Annotated in this window: 14 protein-coding genes and 1 pseudogene; 12 read left to right on the top strand and 3 right to left on the bottom strand. The window is 39.9% G+C overall.

What is annotated here, in order from left to right; translation table 11 throughout:
* Window positions 1–574: 574 nt before the first annotated feature.
* The 5 genes from H5185_RS15575 to H5185_RS15555 all read left to right on the top strand — a co-directional run bounded on the left by H5185_RS15575 (window position 575) and on the right by H5185_RS15555 (window position 4,854).
* Window positions 575–958 carry a hypothetical protein gene (locus H5185_RS15575; protein WP_182742557.1) on the top strand — a complete coding sequence of 128 codons (384 nt, stop codon included), beginning with the start codon at window positions 575–577 and terminating at the stop codon, window positions 956–958.
* A 47-nt stretch (window positions 959–1,005) separates the two neighbouring features.
* Window positions 1,006–2,130 (top strand): hypothetical protein, encoded by a 1,125-nt coding sequence (locus H5185_RS15570; protein WP_182742556.1) that lies wholly within the window; start codon window positions 1,006–1,008, stop codon window positions 2,128–2,130.
* 72 nt (window positions 2,131–2,202) lie between these two features.
* Window positions 2,203–3,216 carry a restriction endonuclease gene (locus tag H5185_RS15565; protein WP_182742555.1) on the top strand — a complete coding sequence of 338 codons (1,014 nt, stop codon included), beginning with the start codon at window positions 2,203–2,205 and terminating at the stop codon, window positions 3,214–3,216.
* 261 nt (window positions 3,217–3,477) lie between these two features.
* Window positions 3,478–4,200 carry an MvaI/BcnI family restriction endonuclease gene (locus H5185_RS15560; RefSeq protein WP_182742554.1) on the top strand — a complete coding sequence of 241 codons (723 nt, stop codon included), beginning with the start codon at window positions 3,478–3,480 and terminating at the stop codon, window positions 4,198–4,200.
* Window positions 4,201–4,509: 309 nt separating this feature from the next.
* Window positions 4,510–4,854 carry a hypothetical protein gene (locus H5185_RS15555; protein WP_182742553.1) on the top strand — a complete coding sequence of 115 codons (345 nt, stop codon included), beginning with the start codon at window positions 4,510–4,512 and terminating at the stop codon, window positions 4,852–4,854.
* Between the two features lie 419 nt (window positions 4,855–5,273).
* On the opposite strand, the gene H5185_RS15550 is transcribed toward H5185_RS15555, so the two are convergent.
* A complete protein-coding gene (locus tag H5185_RS15550) occupies window positions 5,274–5,792 on the bottom strand; it encodes a hypothetical protein (RefSeq protein WP_182742552.1) in 519 nt (172 codons plus the stop codon).
* Between the two features lie 157 nt (window positions 5,793–5,949).
* Between H5185_RS15550 and H5185_RS15545 the strand changes: the two genes are divergently transcribed.
* From H5185_RS15545 to H5185_RS15525, 5 genes are all read left to right on the top strand, one after another.
* Complete coding sequence (locus tag H5185_RS15545; RefSeq protein ID WP_182742551.1) at window positions 5,950–6,189, top strand: helix-turn-helix domain-containing protein; 240 nt, start codon at window positions 5,950–5,952, stop codon at window positions 6,187–6,189.
* Window positions 6,190–6,856: 667 nt separating this feature from the next.
* Window positions 6,857–8,008, top strand: a complete 1,152-nt coding sequence (locus H5185_RS15540) for a site-specific integrase (RefSeq protein WP_182742550.1) — start codon at window positions 6,857–6,859, stop codon at window positions 8,006–8,008.
* Between the two features lie 6 nt (window positions 8,009–8,014).
* On the top strand, window positions 8,015–9,607 hold the full coding sequence (locus tag H5185_RS15535) for a hypothetical protein (protein ID WP_182742549.1): 1,593 nt from the start codon (window positions 8,015–8,017) through the stop codon (window positions 9,605–9,607).
* A 586-nt stretch (window positions 9,608–10,193) separates the two neighbouring features.
* Entirely contained in the window at window positions 10,194–11,441 is a 1,248-nt protein-coding gene (locus tag H5185_RS15530) for an RHS repeat domain-containing protein (RefSeq protein ID WP_182742548.1), read from the top strand.
* Window positions 11,423–11,866, top strand: coding sequence for a hypothetical protein (locus H5185_RS15525; protein WP_182742547.1), 444 nt, complete (start codon window positions 11,423–11,425; stop codon window positions 11,864–11,866). The genes H5185_RS15530 and H5185_RS15525 overlap by 19 nt, the downstream gene beginning before the upstream one ends.
* 894 nt (window positions 11,867–12,760) lie before the next feature.
* On the opposite strand, the gene H5185_RS15520 is transcribed toward H5185_RS15525, so the two are convergent.
* Window positions 12,761–12,925, bottom strand: a complete 165-nt coding sequence (locus tag H5185_RS15520) for a hypothetical protein (protein ID WP_182722811.1) — start codon at window positions 12,923–12,925, stop codon at window positions 12,761–12,763.
* Window positions 12,926–13,264: 339 nt separating this feature from the next.
* On the opposite strand from H5185_RS15520, the gene H5185_RS15515 reads away from it, so the two are divergent.
* The gene (locus H5185_RS15515; protein ID WP_182722812.1) at window positions 13,265–15,823 is read left to right on the top strand and encodes an excinuclease ABC subunit UvrA; all 2,559 of its coding nucleotides are present in this window, start codon (window positions 13,265–13,267) and stop codon (window positions 15,821–15,823) included.
* 503 nt (window positions 15,824–16,326) lie between these two features.
* Here H5185_RS15515 and H5185_RS15510 read toward each other — a convergent pair.
* Complete coding sequence (locus H5185_RS15510; protein ID WP_182722813.1) at window positions 16,327–17,403, bottom strand: PotD/PotF family extracellular solute-binding protein; 1,077 nt, start codon at window positions 17,401–17,403, stop codon at window positions 16,327–16,329.
* Window positions 17,404–17,909: 506 nt separating this feature from the next.
* Here H5185_RS15510 and H5185_RS15505 point away from each other — a divergent pair.
* Window positions 17,910–18,235, top strand: a pseudogene (locus H5185_RS15505) (dipeptidyl carboxypeptidase II); the annotation flags it as partial.

Raw genomic sequence — 18,235 nt, 5'->3', positions numbered from 1 at the left:
GGCATAATAGTGGATATCGGTGTCGCTTCAAGAGAAGTTAGTGAATTTTTGTATCCTTATCTTGGAAAGTCATAATTAACCTCGCATAAGTTCCTAGCGAGGATGGTGATGTATTACAGGATTTTTCCCCAAAATTGGCTAGGTGGTTAACCCATTTATGCCCCATTCCTCGTTAGCAAAATGGCCTCTAGCTAACTCTAACATCAAAACATTGACCCAATTTTAGTAATGCTACAGAGCTCTGGCCTTATCAGTTTTATCTAACTGCCATAACTTTTGCCAATGAGAAAATGTGGTAAGAATATCAGCCTGAATACGAGGCAAAATGTTGTTCATTAAGGTCAATAATTAGCCAGGCGTGAGCGTTAAAGAATGAGAAAGCTGAAACGATATCAAGTGATTAACCATCAAACTGTATAAAAACCGCTACCGAAAAAAGCAAATTCCTATAGCATCATTTATAACAATTTACATGGATGTGGCAACGGCCAAGTCCAACAAGCGATTTATGCTCTGCAAACAGCGCAGCGCATAAGTACTAAGACGTTAGCACCACTAATTCGAGTTCAGAGTAATGACAACAGAAAAATTTAAAGCATCAGTTCAATACAATGATTTGCAAGGTTCATCTGCTGCAGATAACGCAGATTTTGGTGATGCCACAAAATGGCTAAGTGAAAACGGTTTTATCGATGAGCAGGAAAACTTAGTTGGTATAAAAGTGTATATTGGTGAAAACCATTGTGAACACAATGAGCCTGTTTTTGTAGAGTTTCTAATTGATTCTACAACCCGTAACCTTAATGATGTTTCAGGAGAAGAAGACAGCCCTATTGCACTAAGACGTGTGCGCAAGGATATGAGCATCAATGATTTCTTTGCTCTGTTTAAGCGTTTTGAAATCACACTGTCTTCTATCAGCGAACTTGAAAACAAGTACTATTCCTATGAATCGTAATGCTTACAAGTCAATCAAGAGGGGCGTTAGCTTTTTAAGAATAATTTATGATAGAACCTAAAACCAATGATTGGCCAATCGTATATAGAGAAATACATCTATTGGGTGGAGCTTTTTTAGTTAATGCTCCAGAAGACCCAAAGTCTGTAATACTACATCCGCATACGCTCGATAAAAAACAAGCTGTCTTCAAAATAGATGATTTTAAAAAACTATATCGTGTAGTCGATAAGTGTAATCTTGGCAAAATTGTTGGTGTTGATTTTATTCATCATGCTCACCAAATAGAGGGTAAAATGCCTATCGAGTGGAGATCTTGTAATACTTATAACAACATGTCTTGGGCAAACATTGAAGCATGCTGGACATGGAGCAATATCGGTAATGAGGCTTATACTCAACAAAACGGGCATTTGTGGGACTTATCAAAGAGAATATCGCATCAGGCAACACTACTAAATCAAACCCTTAGAGAACTATCTTTAGCATATAGGAATCAATTGTTTTCTATTGTTGAGAGTTTTAAACCAGATAATAAGTTCATTAATGGTTTTTCCGATGATATATATGCCAAATTCCAACATTTTTTATACGATGCGTGTGTATTAAGAGATTATATCTCTGAGTTTGTTTTTCATTATGTAGTCCCCTCTCATTTAAAAGGTGACATTTTAAATATGAATACAACATCAAAAATATTTAATAAATTTTTTAAAGAAAGAACCAAGTTGACAGAATATGAGTTATTTTATAAAGAAATTTGCAACGAAAATGGTTGGGTGAACAAGCTCGGAATATATCGAGATTTAGTAATGCACGCGTGCCCAATCGCCATATCAAACAAGCGAAATTATATTCGCACGACTACACTACTACTTCCTAACGACCAGTTTTTACCATTAGTAGTTGCGCCAATACCCAAATCACCAGAATTTATTAAGATCGATAGAAATAACTTTAAATATTTTAGTGATTTTAAAAAGCAAACCGACTCATTTTTTGATCTTTCGAATGATGAATCATCATCTGTTGATATTTTAACTTATGCGATATCTACGATGAGTGATTTTACCGAATTGTTATGGAGAACTATTTCTCAATCACCATTGCAAGGCAAAATTTTGACGTTTGGGCCTCACAACATCAAAGGTCCTGTGATAATAAAAAGATAATAAAAACTTGGTGTTGGACCGCTACGCGGCCCCATAAGTAAAAGTTATATCCCTCATTGATGGAGTGTGATTATGGCAAGGATTTCTTTTTCTCCTGGTAACTTATCTGATCATCTTCATGAGATAATCGGTTATAAAGCTGGCTTGGCAACATCAATTGAACAAATGTGTGATTTACTTTCAGGTACTTCGTACGCTGATTCAATATTGAAATCTGAAATCGATGGTATTGCAATTCGATCTGAGGATTACGAAGATTTATACTATCAACTTTTATATAAAATTGGTGTTACGAATACACCGAGACCTCCGTTGTTTACTCAATCACTGTTTTTCACAAATAGGTTGAAAGAAAAAGGTTTCGATTACATTGCTGATATTCAGAGTATTTACGGTAAGCACTATGAATTAGGAGTCGAGATAGCGATAAAAAATGGTCAGAGTTCCATTGACCCTAGACCGATGATTACCGAAGTAATGGACAAATATGGTAAGTCCGGAGCTAAAGATCTTCTTGAATTGATACAAATGTATGATACCCATTTTCAGAATAGTCCTCACACATCTGGAAGGTGGGAAGAATGGAAAGATATAATTGATCTGAATGACCTGTTTGATAAGTATCACCCAGTAGTATCGCATGGGAGTTTTTTAGATCAAAGGTTTCTTAATTTCTTGTCTAACAATCACGCTAAACTTGGTGATATTCACTGGCGTAAATTCGAAGAGTTAATTAGTGAGTGTTTCAGTAAATCGGGCTATAAAGTAGAGCTTGGTCCTGGTACAAATGATGACGGTGTTGATATTCGTGTTTGGAAAGACACAGTACAAACACATCCAGAATTCATTATTCAGTGTAAACGCTATAAAACAAAGATTGATAAAGTTACTATTAAGGGGTTATATGCTGACGTCCTCGACGCGCAAGCTCAAACAGGTTTACTAGTTACTACATCGGAGTTTAGCCCAGGTGCTAGAACTACAATTTCAGCTCGCAAATATCCAATTAAAGAGGTGAATGGGGATAAGGTTTCTGAATGGCTAAAAGCCTTGAGAACTCCAGGAACTGGAATTGTAAGGGTATAAAAAAGCCATTATGAAGGGACACATAAAGCTGGTTTGCGTCACTTCGTTCCTAATTTTAGCGAAGCCTTTTGTGCCCCATATGGCGGCGTTATCCCATAGAAATATTAATCCGAAACCAACGAAGTAGAGTAAAAAAATCTAGCAAGGTTTGTCCAAAACATGTTTGTAGGCCCAAATGTAGAGGCAAGTTTTTATTGAACACTACAAAGTAAACACTATGCATATGAGCGGCTTAACCTCAACGTTTCTATAGGAAATAGAATGTTAATCGAAAATGTAGATACTGAAAACCCTAGACGAAGCGAGTATATTCTTTTGGATCAGTTGAGTATACTAAAAAACCGTGGCTACATAGATGTTACTGCTAATGGCAATGGTCGATTTGGATTAACAATAGAGCAATTCCTAGGGATAGTTCAAAACAGTCATAAACAACCTGACTTTTTTGGTATTGAGCTTAAAACAAAAGTGAGTAATACCTTGCAGACTCTTTTTTCTTTAGCTCCAACAGCATATATTGGCTGCCAAAATAAAAGGGATCTTGTCGATAAATTTGGTATTCATGACGAAGAAAAAAACAGAGTTTCATTGTTCTCTACTTTTGGTGTTAAACAGAACAATAGAGGATTCAGTCTTTCAATAGAAAGTGATGTGATAATTGTTAATAATCATGGAGAAGCCATACTTGAATATGAGATTTCGAAGATTAAGGACTCACTTCTAAAGAAGCATAAGAAGACTGCGTATATAAACCTTTCCAAGTCAGTTAATGATGGCGTGGAACAATGTAAAATTGATGATGTCTATTTATGTGAAGAGCCTTCAATTGAAAAATTCATAAAGTTAGTTGAGTTGGGCAAGGTTCGATTCGAACTCTCAATGTATGTTAAAGGCGGCAAGCTGAAAGATTATGGGCCATTCTGGAGAGTACAAAGTCAAAATATAAGTGAGTTGTACGAATTTAACAAAAAGGTAATATGGTAAGGCCTTACCAGTCTCAAGTAGCGGTTCTTTTCTGCTTCCATAAAAATATATCTCGGAATGAAAAGGACTAGAATCATGGTGCATAATATAACCAAGATGCGCCCGCTGGGACGCTCAAAAGTTCTCGCGCTTGCGTATGGAGTTAACGAGTCTCATATCCATACTTTTCCTAATGGCTGTAGGCTAAAACTCTAAAACGTTTCTGTCCATTTTCAAGTTTAATGAGCACATAACTAGCTCATTGTTTAATGGCTCATCAACTTGAAATCACGACCAATGCGCTGAATTAATTATAGGAAGCTTAACTTCATGACAACTGATTTAAACAGTAGTTCTATGGATACTAAATACGTTGGTATTTGTGAGTATTTTGCTACTGGAGAAGGTGTTACGTATATAATAGCATCCGGTACAAAGACTCAAATTAACGAGTTTGCTGGGCCTTATTTTTCAACGGGGTTAGGATTTTACTCGTTTGAAGAAATGAAAAGCGCATTGATTGAATGCGAGGGTATGAATGAAACTTGCATAATGGATGATAAACGCTTGCGAGCAGCATATGTATTGCAAACTCATTTGCCCAGTGTTGCAGATTTGATTAAACAATATGGCTTTGGAACCTTTTCTTATCAGTTCCATTATAACCTTAGCTAATAAGTTAATGATTTTAATTACTAAAGTGCTGCTGTAAATGTAAATTAATTAGGCCCAATTTAAATATAAGCACTAATCTAGTTTTATTTTATATTTGAGCCTAGCAGGTAGAATTTCATCAAACTCACAGCTAAGTGCGTTAACTATTTTGTATAAATTTTACAGTCTGATTTAGATTTTCATATTGAGGTGTAAGTCACCACGCCCTTTAACACACATTCGCGATAAATTCTTAGGGCCTGTTTTGATGTTTGACCCATTAGTTGCTCAAATCATTGAAGCAGAAAACTTTGATAACCTATTCAAGAAGCCTTTGTACTAACCTTCTTGAAAAAATCTTTGCTTAGTTGTGCCACCTTTTGGCTGTGTAGTGGCAGTATTCGTCGGTCACTACACTAGATTAAAATCGACAACACCTTTTACGTAACATGGCTTTTTTTGATCTCATCCATCAACTCATTAACCGCATTGAACTCAATACTTTTAAGATACAGCTCAGCATCCAACAGCTTGAGCTTGCGATTAATTATGGGGCTGTATGAGTCAAACTTATCATTAAGTAATTTAAACGCATCGAGTTTATGTGTTAACTGCTTGATATGTTGTTGAAGTACACTATAGTGGCTTTTCAGCAGGCTCTGATTATGACAATGCTTATCTTGAGTGTTGTCATGTCTTTTGATGAACACTTGAATGGGGCTTTTTAGGCTAAAAAGTTGTTCATAATGGGCATTCCGGCTTCCTTTAGGGGAAAGCCGTTTAACAAGATATTGTTTTTCTAATCTAGATAAGTGGTTATACATACACTTTCGAAGAATGGCGATGTCTTCATAGCAGTTAGCTTTAGCGGTAACAATAAGTGCTTGTAATAAAAACTCCGTTTGAAAAACAACGGGGCAATGTTTATTAATAATCGCTATAAAATCAATTTGTTTCATCTTTGATGGATTCGAGTTGTGAGTAAATGAACCCACTGATGCGAACATCAGTGGGCGGGAGTTTAGCTAATGTGGCAGCGGCAAACTGATATTAGCTAAGTGATTAATTACCACAAAACACACTATAGTGTGTTTTGTTCTGATCTACAAGATAAGAATGAAAAAAAAGATTGCGATTGAGTTTGGAAGAAAACTCGAAGAAAAAAGAAAAGAAAAAGGACTACTTCAAAAAGACTTGTCTCAACAATGTGGCTTTAGTCTTAATTATATCGGCATCGTAGAGCGCGGTGAGAAAAGCATTAGCTTAGAGAAAGTGTTTGTTATTGCTGCTATTCTTGAATGCTCAGTGCATGATTTAATCCCCGATGAAAAAGAACTTTCACTCGAAAATGAATAACGTTAAGACATAAGATTGCCGAGTAAAGTGAGGGTTTATTTAACGTTAGAGGAGATGACATGCTACTTAATGCAGTTATGAGAATAATCTTATCGAAGCGTGATTTAGACACAACTCCATGACAATCATTTGCCGTATGGCGAGTATTAATGCTAGTTAAGTATCATTCTGACTGGCAAAGACCACTTAAGCACAAGATAAACGGCTAAAGTGGTTACAACCGCCAAATATTATTTTTGCCCATCAATATACAATTTCATTTAGCGATATTTTTTTAGTATTGAAATGATTACTGCCAGATTAACTAAATTAATGCATGGTATGACAGCGCAACAATGTCAGTTACCTTGCTGTGTCTGACAAACCTTCAGCACTTCCTAACTCCTTAGCCTATTTTTCAATATATTCAAAAAATAATGTACTCAACAATCTAAATTGTTGATGATAATTTTACTCATTTTAAAAGTGTTCGCTATGATATTTAACACTGTGATTATGTAACGTTTTATCATGACCCAAACGTTGTAATATTGACTTTTTTAAATATTAAGAGTGTATAAATATCTGAAATATAACGATTTAATAGTAATTTTTGTATTGTGTATGTTTCAATATCTGTTAATCTGCGCTTAAGAAAAAGCAGGCAAAGACCTGCGTGGGTTAAGCAATGAAAGATTTAACAGTCTCCAATTATGTTAAGCAATATTTATCGTCAAGAGTACACGAAGTAGCACCTTCAACATTGCGTTCTGAGCGTTGCAAAGCCTCAAAAATCATTAAGTTGATCGGACAACGTTATATTGATTCTGTCACTCATAGTGACATCATTCAGCTGCGTCAAAAGTTGCATAAAAGCTATGCAAACAAATCGATAAACGAATTTTATATTATTCTGCGTGCTATTTTCAATAATGCATTTCGTGATGGAGTGATAACACGGAACCCGATGGATGGGGTTCAAAATCTCAAAGTGTGTCACTCTGAGCCAAATCCTTTCACTCGAACAGAATTAACAGCGTTAGCACAAACTAAAGTACTGTGTTCATCTGGAAAAAACGCTTTTCAATTTGGCGTGCTCACTGGACTTCGAATAAGTGAGCTCTTAGCTATATCATGGGAAGATATTGACTTTATTAATGCAAAACTCAAAGTCAAAATTGCGTTAGTTGATAAACAATATAAAACTCCAAAAACCCCAGGTTCTCAACGCACAGTTGAGTTATGTGCTTCTGCTATCAGTATATTAACACAACAAAAACTGATAACTGGACATCGAAAAGCTAGAAAAATCTCAGTGCTTCAACGCGACAATAAAACGAAAAAAATAGAAAATTTATCACTGGTTTTCTACAACACTCAGACAAATCAGCCTTTTATTAGTGCGAAACAATTCAATAAAACATTTTTCACACCTTTCTTAGCAACTGCAGAAGTTAAGCACCGCGGCGCAGGGCAACTTAGACACACTTTTGCAAGCCAAGCGCTGACATCAGGCATCTCAAAAGAATGGCTGGCAAGGCAAATGGGGCACGAAAGCACTGCGATGATTGATATTCATTATGCCAGGTGGATGTGTGCAGATGCACCCGACTTTGTTAATAAAGTTGAACAACAATTCAGTGGCATTTTTACACCTAAACAACCCGATGAATCTATAGCCGTCGTTGAAAACACATCAGATTTAACAACGACTTCAAATACTGTTTCAAACGCTGATATTCAGCTAACTGAGCAGCAAATATCGCAACTGCTCCTCAGTCACCCTCACTTAATCACACAGCATCTAAAAATGCTTTTAAGTCATAGTGTTGGCGGGTAAATGGTTATGAAAAATATTACAACCTTTTTCTCAATATTCAATTGCTTGCACAATAAAAATGGTAGAGCTATCGCAAATACCACACTTGCTCATACATTGAGAATCACACAGCCCAAAAAAAACGTTTTACATTTAAATAAGTTGGAAAAAATATCTCGTTCAGAGACGAATTTCAAACCCGAGTGGAATGAAGATTTATCACACTTTAATCTCATTGAATTGCCAGATGGAATTGTCCCGCTAAATAGTGTTACTAGCTTAGAGCGACATGGTGTAAAGGATTCTATAATGGGCCCGGAAAAAGGTCGTGGAGTTGCTGATTGTAGAATTATAAAAACTAAATCCAAGAGTAAATTGAATGACTGGATAAAATCTAAAGCTCTGCCTGAGGATGCCTGTAGTTTTGTTAGCAAAGTTTTAGCTTCAACGGCTTACATTGATGCACAAGAAATTCTAAATCAGTTTGATAAGTTTGAAATGACGAGAAAAAAACAGCGAATACAACAGCTTTTCAATTACGTAGAGTCACATAATCGTCAGGTTCATTTGCCAAAAACGCGTAATTCCATTCATTTTCAAGAGGTTTTATTTAAGATACCGCTCATAAATGAAATTGGATTAGAGGCTGTCAGTAATCAAGAGATGATGCAGGCTTTAAAGGGGTACTTAACCGAATTTTACCCCTACTATCCAATAGAATTACTGGTACTACACAATGATGAAAGATTAGCCAGTGAAGACATTGTAGGTCATGTGCATGGGTTTATATCTGGCCAAAATAGAGTTACAGGATGCTACGATTTACGAATTGCGCAAATAAAATGCATAAACAATTATTTACGAGAAAAAGATCTTTCTCAATTATGTATGGATGAGTCAGGGAAATTAACGCGAAAACAAAGTAGTGCGATCACATATCATATGCAACGAATGTTCTATGAATATATAAATAAACACTTATTTAATTCAAGGGGGTTAAATGCGGTATTCGCTGATCAGACCGCTCTCACTCCAGAAGATTTAGCTAAAAGAAAAAATCAAAGCCGACAAGCAAAATCCAGCCGCGATTATCAACATGCAATGCGAGTACTTGAAGAGGCTGAAAAAGCAAAAATTAAACTCGAATCTACAAAAGCAGAACAGTTGTCTGCAGATAAGTTGCTCGAAAAAACAAAAATAGAACAGACTTATTCTGATAGGCTACTTAAAAAAACACAAACAGAACACATCAATGTGGTTAACCTAGTACACGAAAATAAACAAATAATAGTAGAACAAGAATCAACAATTATACAAAATAATAAGGTGTTATCGGAAATTGAAGGGCGAGAAGAAAATGTTGCGAAGGTTATCTATGAAATGCTTCGCAGCATGGCTTTCAGGGACTTTTTTACAAGTTCGAAAAGAATCGAACTTGCTGAAAAATACTTAAGTCCAATCTTGTATCGATTTTCCAATTATCTTCCTGACATTTTAAAGCCTGCATTTAAGAAATTAGCAATTGAACTAAAAGATGAATCAGTGGTGAAAACACTAGATAAGGAAGATATGGATAGAAATTATGATGCTGAAGATAATCTAAAGTTGCAACTAAGATAATGATTTTCACTCTACGACATTGCTCATATCGAACTGGACACTAAATTGTTAACCGTCAAATGTGGCGGTTTTTTATTGCATCCTATCCAGAAAATGCTGTAGATGACAAGGTTTGAGGTTCAGCTGGATGCGATTGAATTTTATGATGTTGTGAACTCAGACATCTACTTTCATAATGTAGTTTTATCCGTTTTTAAATGGCTTAATTTGTTTAAAAACCGCACTAATAGAGTGCGAAAAAATAGACCCGCAGTCGATGACTGCGAAGCAAAAACCAATCCTCTTGAAAAGAGGATTACAGCGAAACCCGGTACGTTTATCTCCCACTTTTTGTTCCAAAAAGATGGGAGATAAACTCGGGCAAGGGGAGCCCCTTTGAACCCCAAAAGCCAAACACAGCTGAGCGCAATCGCACCCAAGCTTCACCTATGACAATAACGGTAACCGGCTCACCGGTGATGGCGTAACGTTAAGCTATAACGACCAAAACAAGCCGTTAACGGTAGACAGCAATAATGTAAAAAGTATATTCAGTTACGATGCGAATGGTAACCGCTATAAACAGGTTAAGCAGCAAAACGGTAGTGTGGTATCGACCACGTATTATGTGGGCAGTTTTGAGCGTGAAGTGACCCTAAGCAGTACGGTAGATAAAACCTACATTGGTGACCACACTATTAAGATGAAAGCCCATGTGGGCAGCTTAGATAATCAATCACCGTTCCAGCATGTACTGCGCGACCACTTAGGCAGTGTCGATACCTTGATGGATGCCAAAACCGGAGCTGTACTGCAGCACCGTGGTTATGATGTATTTGGTCGTCCAAGGGACATCGCATCTGGTAATACATTATTATCTGGTACTAATTGGCAAGGTGTCACTAAGGGCTACACCGACCATGAGCATTTGATTGATCAAGAGCTCATTCACATGAACGGGCGGATTTATGATTTCAACATCGGCCGTTTTTTAAGTGTTGACCCGTTTTTACAGTTCCCAGAGAATAGCCAGAGCGCTAATCCGTATTCGTATATTTTGAATAACCCGATGAGAGGGACAGATCCGACCGGGTATAGTGCTGTTCGAGGTGGTAATGCATCTGCTTGGGCCACAAACGAGTTCATGGGAGACATGTATTCCTTCCGTAAAACAGTTGAGGAGATGCAATATAATAAAGCGATGAAAGCGCTTAAAAAATCAACTTCAAATGGCGAGAAAAACGAAGAAAAATCTACGGGTAATGGCTCAAAGAAACATGAAGATGAAGGGGCTAGTGATACCCATGAACAAGAAAAAAATGTTCAAGGAACTCACAGTCCAAGAGAATCTAATACTTACCCTAAAGAGCGAAATGAGCTTGAAGATAAGTTGAAAGCTAAGTTGAAAGCATTGAATATTATAGCTGGTGTTGTTAATAAAAATGGTGGATTTGAACGAAGAGACGATGCTGCCGCATGGTATCATAATAATGTAAATTCATTAGCAATATATTATGACACAGAAATTGGAGCTGAAATATTTAAGAACTCCTATTGGACGGGAGAAGAGCTTGTTGATAAGTATTATTTGGGTATTGTTGTGACCTCTCATATGAGAAACCAAGTAGATTTATCAGGTTCAGTTAACAATCCCAAATTAAATATATCTGGAAGATGGCATTCTCACGGACCTGATCCGGCACCTTTTACTATAGGTGCTGATACAGACTGGGCAGACCAGATTGATTCAAGAGCAGCGTATTTGTCTAGAGCGAACAATTATTTACTCAAATCATATGTTTTACAAAAATATTCTAAGGGTGCAGAGGTCAATATATGTGGAACAAAATGCTAATAATGAAATTGTTGTCTTTTTCAATATGTGTATATTTTATTATTTTTTCAAACAACACGTTAGCAACAAAGGAAATTGATTATGAAGATGTCAATTTCTACACTTTGGCTGCGAATGAGACTGTTTTGGATGGCAAAAAAATACAGATTCAAGGATGGTTAGAAGTTTGGGGTGACTTTGATGATGGTAAATACTCAGTCTATTTATATCCAGTTGATATTAGCCGAGGGAATAAGAATTCTTTTGATAGAATAAAGGTTGTTGTAGATAAAGAAGTATTTGACTTTGCTAAAGAAAGTCTTAATCAAAAGGCTGTTCAAGTAATTGGTATTTATAGCCAAAAAAAACCTTCAAAGAGTGGGGTTTTCGGTAATATAAGTAAATTATCAAGATTAAGGGTTAATCCATTAACTGAAAATAATTAAGACGACCAACTGGCGGTAAGAAATTAAACATAGACATTAAACATGGCCATATATGGACGCTCCCGGTGAGTCAAGATAATACTCTGCTCACCGAAGGCTTTTTGGCCTTAGTTTCCTGTACAGCATTCTCACTCTTATCGTTGCTTTTTATGCGCGCATTTACCGCTAGAAGTGGTTTTACTGCCCTGATATTTATAAAGTCGCGGGCTTAACAGTGAAATCTGAACCTAATGAAATCAGTTCATAATTATTGACTTTTTTCAACTTCAGGAATAAAGTCAATCTTACTTAGCAATTGCAGAATCTGATGATGTAAAATTCTGCAACAAAATGAATTTAAACGACTATTTTAACTATTTAATTCGAGAGTCTGGGTTCAAATCCCTATCCCTCCGCCACATTCAATGAAAAGGCCTTATCGAAAGATAAGGCCTTTTTGTTTGGGCAAAAGATAGAGATTTAAACCCAGGGTTCCTCTTTATTACAAGCAAGCTATCCCTCCGCCACATTTAACGGGGAAGCCTCATCAGCAATGATGGGGCTTTTTTGTATTTATAACATTTAAATCCAAGATTCATAGTTTTAAGATTGCTATATCTTTGCCATATTGAATAAATAGATAGGACTTTAATCCCACTAATTCTTGTTTGTTATAAACATGGTCATCCATCTATGTTGTTATCTAGAAAATGGCTGGCATAGTCAAATATTTCTAGATGTAGTAATTAGAGTTGATGCTGACAACCTGAAATACTGGCGGATAAGCATAGCGCCATTTATTTTTACTAGATTGAATATTACTGCTGAAAACTGCTTAAAAATCACAATAGAGTTTGGCGCGTTATTCAAAGAAGAAGTAGGGGGCTTTGCCCATATTAAAAGACATTACAACATTTAGACCGAAAACGACGACAAGGCGCTGTAAAATTGCCAGCGCGGGTTGTGTGCGTATACAATCACTTCTGAATTCCACAAACTATTTTCTACTTGATCGATATCAAGCTTTTCTGTTGTCTTGGTTTTAGCTAATGTGTCATTTTTTAGCCATTGAGCGCACATATTTTAAATCACTCGGTTGAATCTGTGCGTTTATAAAATGAGCGCAGGTGTTGGCAACTCAAAAACGAAAGGCGTTATGTGTTATCTTAAAAATAGCTGGAATATTTTGATGGAGATAGTGATCTTATGCTCTCGGTTAAGAGCATGTCATGAGTTCTGTTCATCCTGACTGAGTATGCTAGGCCATTTATGGGTTGATTATTGTTATTTTTGAGCCATGAAATAAATGGCAATTTAGGCTGAGAATTCCACATTAATGCCAGTAGAGGCAATCATATTCTGCACGTCCCATCATATCCTGCATATCTAGACAAGAATTAACCTAAGGGGTCTTTAAGCATGAATAAAGCAAAGAATAGCGGCAGCCATCATTTGCCAGTTGACACTTTCAGTAGCCACACCCCGACAGCAACATCCGTTTCCCACTCCATACCCACGGGGTTTGTGCGCGTGCGGGGCGCCCGAGAGAATAACCTGCAGAACGTCGACGTGGATCTACCCCGGGACTCGATAGTCGCCTTTACTGGGGTGTCCGGCTCCGGCAAATCCTCGCTCGCCTTTGGCACCATTTTCGCTGAGGCCCAGCGACGTTTCTTCGAGTCCGTCGCGCCGTACGCCCGGCGCCTGATCCAGCAAGGCCATTCGCCTCAGGTGGATGAAATTACTGGATTACCGCCAGCCGTCGCACTGCAACAGCGCCGAGGAACACCCAACTCACGCTCAAGTGTAGGCACAGTTACCACCCTCTCGAATTCCCTGAGGATGCTTTATTCTCGAACAGGAGTCTATCCTGATGGGGCTTTGCGCCTCGAGTCAGACTCCTTCTCACCCAACACCGCCATGGGCGCATGCCCTAAATGTCAGGGACTTGGAACCGCGCACACAGTCACAGAGGCATCGCTGGTGCTCGACCCTTCACTGAGTATTCGCGAAGGTGCCGTCACGGCTTGGCCTGGGGCGTGGCAGGGTAAGAACCTGCGTGACATTCTCACAGCGCTCGGCTATGACGTGGATAAACCTTGGGAACAGCTGTCCCGCGCCGATCGCGATTGGATCTTGTTCACCGAGGAACAACCCGTGGTCGACATCATGCCGGAGCGGGAAAGGCCTCGACCTTACAAGGGAAAATTCTGGAGCGCGCAGAGTTATGTGATGCACACGCTCGCCGATTCAAAAAGCACCTCTGTGCGTAACCGTGTATTGAAATATGTTGAATCAGGGCCATGCCTAACATGCGCGGGCAGCGGACTGCGCAGCGAAGCTCTCGCGGTTACCTTCAACGGCCGCACCATAGCCGAGCTTAACAGCTTGTCGCTCACCGAGCTCCGCCGTGTGCTTGACCGTCCGGCGGCCAGCAATACCCCTGGTGAAACTATCACCAAGGATCTTACTCGCCGCCTCGATGTGCTGCTCGATCTCGGCCTCGGATACCTCAGTCTAGGCCGCGCAACACCCACGCTCTCTCCTGGTGAAATGCAGCGGCTGCGCATTGCCACCCAGCTGCGCTCTGGGCTCTTCGGCGTGATCTACGTACTCGACGAACCCTCCGCTGGGCTACACCCAGCAGATGCCGAGCCGCTCCTTGCCGTACTTGAGGAGCTCAAATCTAGCGGTAACTCAGTTTTTATCGTGGAACACAATATGGACGTGGTGCGCCGCGCTGACTGGGTCATCGACGTCGGCCCACATGCGGGAGAGCAGGGCGGAGTAGTCATTTACAGTGGACCGACGGCGGGACTCAAAGATGTACCCGCCTCGATCACGCGAAAATTTCTCTTTGCAAGCGAGCGCCCAGTTCCGGCGGCACGCGAGCAACGACATCCGCTCGGCTGGCTTGGCCTGACGGGGATAACCCGCCATAACCTACGCGGCCTTGATGCCAAGTTTCCGCTCGGCATACTGACCGCGGTTACAGGTGTATCGGGCTCTGGCAAGTCCACCCTAGTGAGTCAGGTGCTCGCCCAGACTGTAGGCTTGTACCTTCATCCAGATCTAGACCCCAGTACCGGGATCGCATCCACAGCCTCGATGAACGGCGAGAAGGATGATCAACCCGAGCCTAAACCCGTTGAAATCACCACGGTTGAGACGATCACTGGGGCGGATCTGATCGATCGACTGGTGCGCGTTGACCAGAAACCGATCGGTCGCACACCGCGTTCCAACCTCGCCACCTATACAGGCCTGTTCGATGCCGTGCGTACCACATTCGCCGCGACCCCCGAGGCTCGAAGCCGAAACTTCGGCGCCAGCCGGTTCTCGTTCAACGTGGCGGGCGGCCGCTGCGAGACCTGCCTTGGCGAGGGATTTGTGGCGGTCGGTCTGCTTTTTTTACCAGGTAGTTATATGCCCTGTTCCGACTGCGACGGCACGCGATATAATCCTGAGACACTCGAGGTGACGTACTGTAACAAGAATATAGCCGAGGTGCTTGGGCTTACCGTGGATGCGGCAATGGTGTTTCTCGCCGATGTGCCCTCGGCATTGCGCAGTCTTAAGACCCTTAGTGAGGTTGGGCTCGGCTACCTGCGACTCGGTCAACCCGCCACCGAGCTTTCCGGAGGCGAGGCGCAGCGCATCAAGCTCGCGACCGAGCTGCAGCGGGCACGCCGCGGCCATACGCTGTACATTCTCGACGAGCCCACAACCGGGCTGCATCCTGCCGACGTGCTATTACTGCTCGCTCAGCTCAACCGCCTCGTCGATGCTGGCAATACCGTGATTGTGGTGGAACACGATATGGACGTAGTTGCCGCCGCCGACTGGGTTATCGACATTGGCCCTGAAGGCGGTGACAAGGGCGGCTGCATAGTGGTCGCCGGCACGCCCCATGCAGTGGCCGCTCACCCAGCGAGCCGAACGGCGCCTTACTTGGCCCAGTGCGTCTCTACCAACTGAGTTTACTGTTTGCCGTGGCAAATTCAGTAAACCTGACGCGCTGGGGCACCGATCCCAGCGCCAGTTGATAAGCCGCAATAGTTCCTACGCGGGTTCGACAGTGCAGCACAACGAGTAGCAAAGTAGGCAGCATAAATCTATCTGTAATAACACACTAAACCATCACTTTAGTATTTAAACTGATTACATTTTAACCGCGACAGCAAGTAGAGAGGCAGTGCGAAATAGCACTGTCTCACAAACTACCGTTATTTTACTGATCCAAAAGCGTATTATTATCATGGAAGTTAAATCTGATAAGTGTTTTTAAGCGGTTGTAATGGTTAACTCATATTTTTATGATTAAAAAATTGACTTTTTAATTCAGGAATAAAGCCAGTTTCAGTTAGCAATTGCAGGGTTGATTTTAGCTTGTGAAACTAACCAATTGAAACAGAATGATTAATTTAATATTTAACGCGAGAGTCTTGGGTGTAAACTCTTTTGGGAGCATTGCGGAGGCTTTATTTATCCATGGCCTTATTCCACATTTGCTTATAGGTATTACGGGTTCTTGAGCTTAGAGGGCGCCATAAATATTGCTCAGAGAAAAATGTCTCATCTCCGACTCTGGCATCTTTAACTAATTGTGGGTCGAGTAACTTAGCCGTAGCACCATTTACAATAATAGAACCATACATTTCTAATATGCGTTTTTGCACTGGTTCGCTGATCATAAAGTCGATTAGTAAATAGGCCGCATCTAGCTTTTCACCTTTAACATGCCTTCCTATAGCTAAAGTATCTAGCCACACAGTTTGGCCTTCCTTAGGGGTTGCTAGTTTCCAGTTTTGTCCGCTTTTATTGGCAGCTGCTACCCCAAACCAATATGTGGTGGCCAATTCTAGATCTTTCATGCGCTCTACATCAGCCATACCGTTCCAAAATGAGTCTGCATTTTGGACTAGGCTCGTCAGTTTAGCTTGCACTTTAGGCTTATCAAACTCTATGGCATCTATGTCGTAGAAAGATTCTGGTGGGTAACCTAAAACCAGTAGCGTGGTATAGATGTTGGCTTCAAATTGATCGCCTGTGATAGCAAATTTAGCTTTATTTTCCGGTTGCCACAATTCTTCCCAGGATTTTGGCTCATCTCGCTTTGCTGCATTGTAAGCCAGGCCATATGAGCCTCCAAGTAAAGGAACTGAATATTTTTTGCCTTTAAATTCATCGTATTGACTGTTTCTTAATGAATTTAGTACTTTGGGGTAATGACTCAGGCGACTAAAATCTATGGGTTGTAATACCAGAAGTAACCTGTTTTTATTCATCTTGTAGTAATTGTGTGTTGGGGTAGTCACATCTGCGGCTCTGGCTCGCAGTTTGTTGAAGATAAGTTCAGGATCTGTGATATAGGGATCCATAATATTTAGTTCAACTTCCATCCCCTTAGATTTAGCATAGACCACAAAATCTTCTTTAAATGGGCTGATATAGCCTTCCCATTCTAGTATGTTCAATGTCACGGCTAGGGTATTTGTCGACATCAATATACCGGTTAAAAACAGGTTGTTTACTCTTAAGTATTTACCTATTTTCACTATGTGTATCCTTATTTAGTCACGAGCTTTGATTTATCGAATCAGTAAAGCGGTGAGTTCATCTAACCATGCATCTCATGTGTTATAAGGATTGTTCATAACAAGGAGTTTAGCCAGTTTGGCATAGCGTTTTTATTTAATACTTTGTGTTAATAATCTCATAAACCAACCACGGCAAACTAAAATAAACCCGCTTCAGTTGGTTGATTGCCGATACAAGTAACAGGTTTTTATCTGGTGTTAACTTAATTAAGTCTAAAAAACATCAATATGATATTTTCAAATAACATCATATTTTTATTCAATTTCCCGCTTACAAAAAGTGAAGTTTTACAGACCAAACTGGCTAAATTTACAGACTTTTATTAGGTTTTTTATGTTTTACCCACCAATGTTGATTATTTCAGCCTGACTTAAGCCACAAATAATAAACTAGTCGATAACGTATTCAATGAGTTGTTTACTATGAAAAATAACAAATATTAAAAGAAGGAAGTCGTTGTTATATGAAAATCAATCTTATCGCGCTAGCCGTTGCAGGTACACTTTCAACCACCCTGTTTCTCACGGGATGCCAATCAGCATCAGAAGCGGACAACAAGCAACAATTACAGGTTAGTCCACTATCCGCAAATCCTTTATTTGTTGCTAGCACATTGCAATATCAAGCCCCCGATTTTAACATCATTAAAGATGAGCATTTTCAGCCAGCACTTGAGCAAGGTATTAAAGAGCATTATCAACAAGTACTGATGATTGCTAATAATAATGATAAAGCCACTTTTGCCAACACCATAGTTGCACTGGAAACTAGCGGTGAACTACTCAATAG

The organism is Shewanella sp. SG44-6 (genome assembly GCF_014164185.1).
Taxonomy (GTDB): domain Bacteria; phylum Pseudomonadota; class Gammaproteobacteria; order Enterobacterales; family Shewanellaceae; genus Shewanella; species Shewanella vesiculosa.
Note: the sequence above shows the minus strand (reverse complement) of the source record. Positions and strands in the feature narration are given on the sequence as shown.

Coding starts and splice junctions, on each gene's coding strand:
- H5185_RS15575 (WP_182742557.1), top strand. CDS start 575: ATGACAACAGAAAAATTTAAAGCATCAGTTCAATACAATGATTTGCAA.
- H5185_RS15520 (WP_182722811.1), bottom strand. CDS start 12,925: ATGTGCGCTCAATGGCTAAAAAATGACACATTAGCTAAAACCAAGACA.
- H5185_RS15570 (WP_182742556.1), top strand. CDS start 1,006: ATGATAGAACCTAAAACCAATGATTGGCCAATCGTATATAGAGAAATA.
- H5185_RS15555 (WP_182742553.1), top strand. CDS start 4,510: ATGACAACTGATTTAAACAGTAGTTCTATGGATACTAAATACGTTGGT.
- H5185_RS15515 (WP_182722812.1), top strand. CDS start 13,265: ATGAATAAAGCAAAGAATAGCGGCAGCCATCATTTGCCAGTTGACACT.
- H5185_RS15565 (WP_182742555.1), top strand. CDS start 2,203: ATGGCAAGGATTTCTTTTTCTCCTGGTAACTTATCTGATCATCTTCAT.
- H5185_RS15535 (WP_182742549.1), top strand. CDS start 8,015: ATGAAAAATATTACAACCTTTTTCTCAATATTCAATTGCTTGCACAAT.
- H5185_RS15540 (WP_182742550.1), top strand. CDS start 6,857: ATGAAAGATTTAACAGTCTCCAATTATGTTAAGCAATATTTATCGTCA.
- H5185_RS15545 (WP_182742551.1), top strand. CDS start 5,950: ATGAAAAAAAAGATTGCGATTGAGTTTGGAAGAAAACTCGAAGAAAAA.
- H5185_RS15550 (WP_182742552.1), bottom strand. CDS start 5,792: ATGAAACAAATTGATTTTATAGCGATTATTAATAAACATTGCCCCGTT.
- H5185_RS15525 (WP_182742547.1), top strand. CDS start 11,423: ATGTGGAACAAAATGCTAATAATGAAATTGTTGTCTTTTTCAATATGT.
- H5185_RS15560 (WP_182742554.1), top strand. CDS start 3,478: ATGTTAATCGAAAATGTAGATACTGAAAACCCTAGACGAAGCGAGTAT.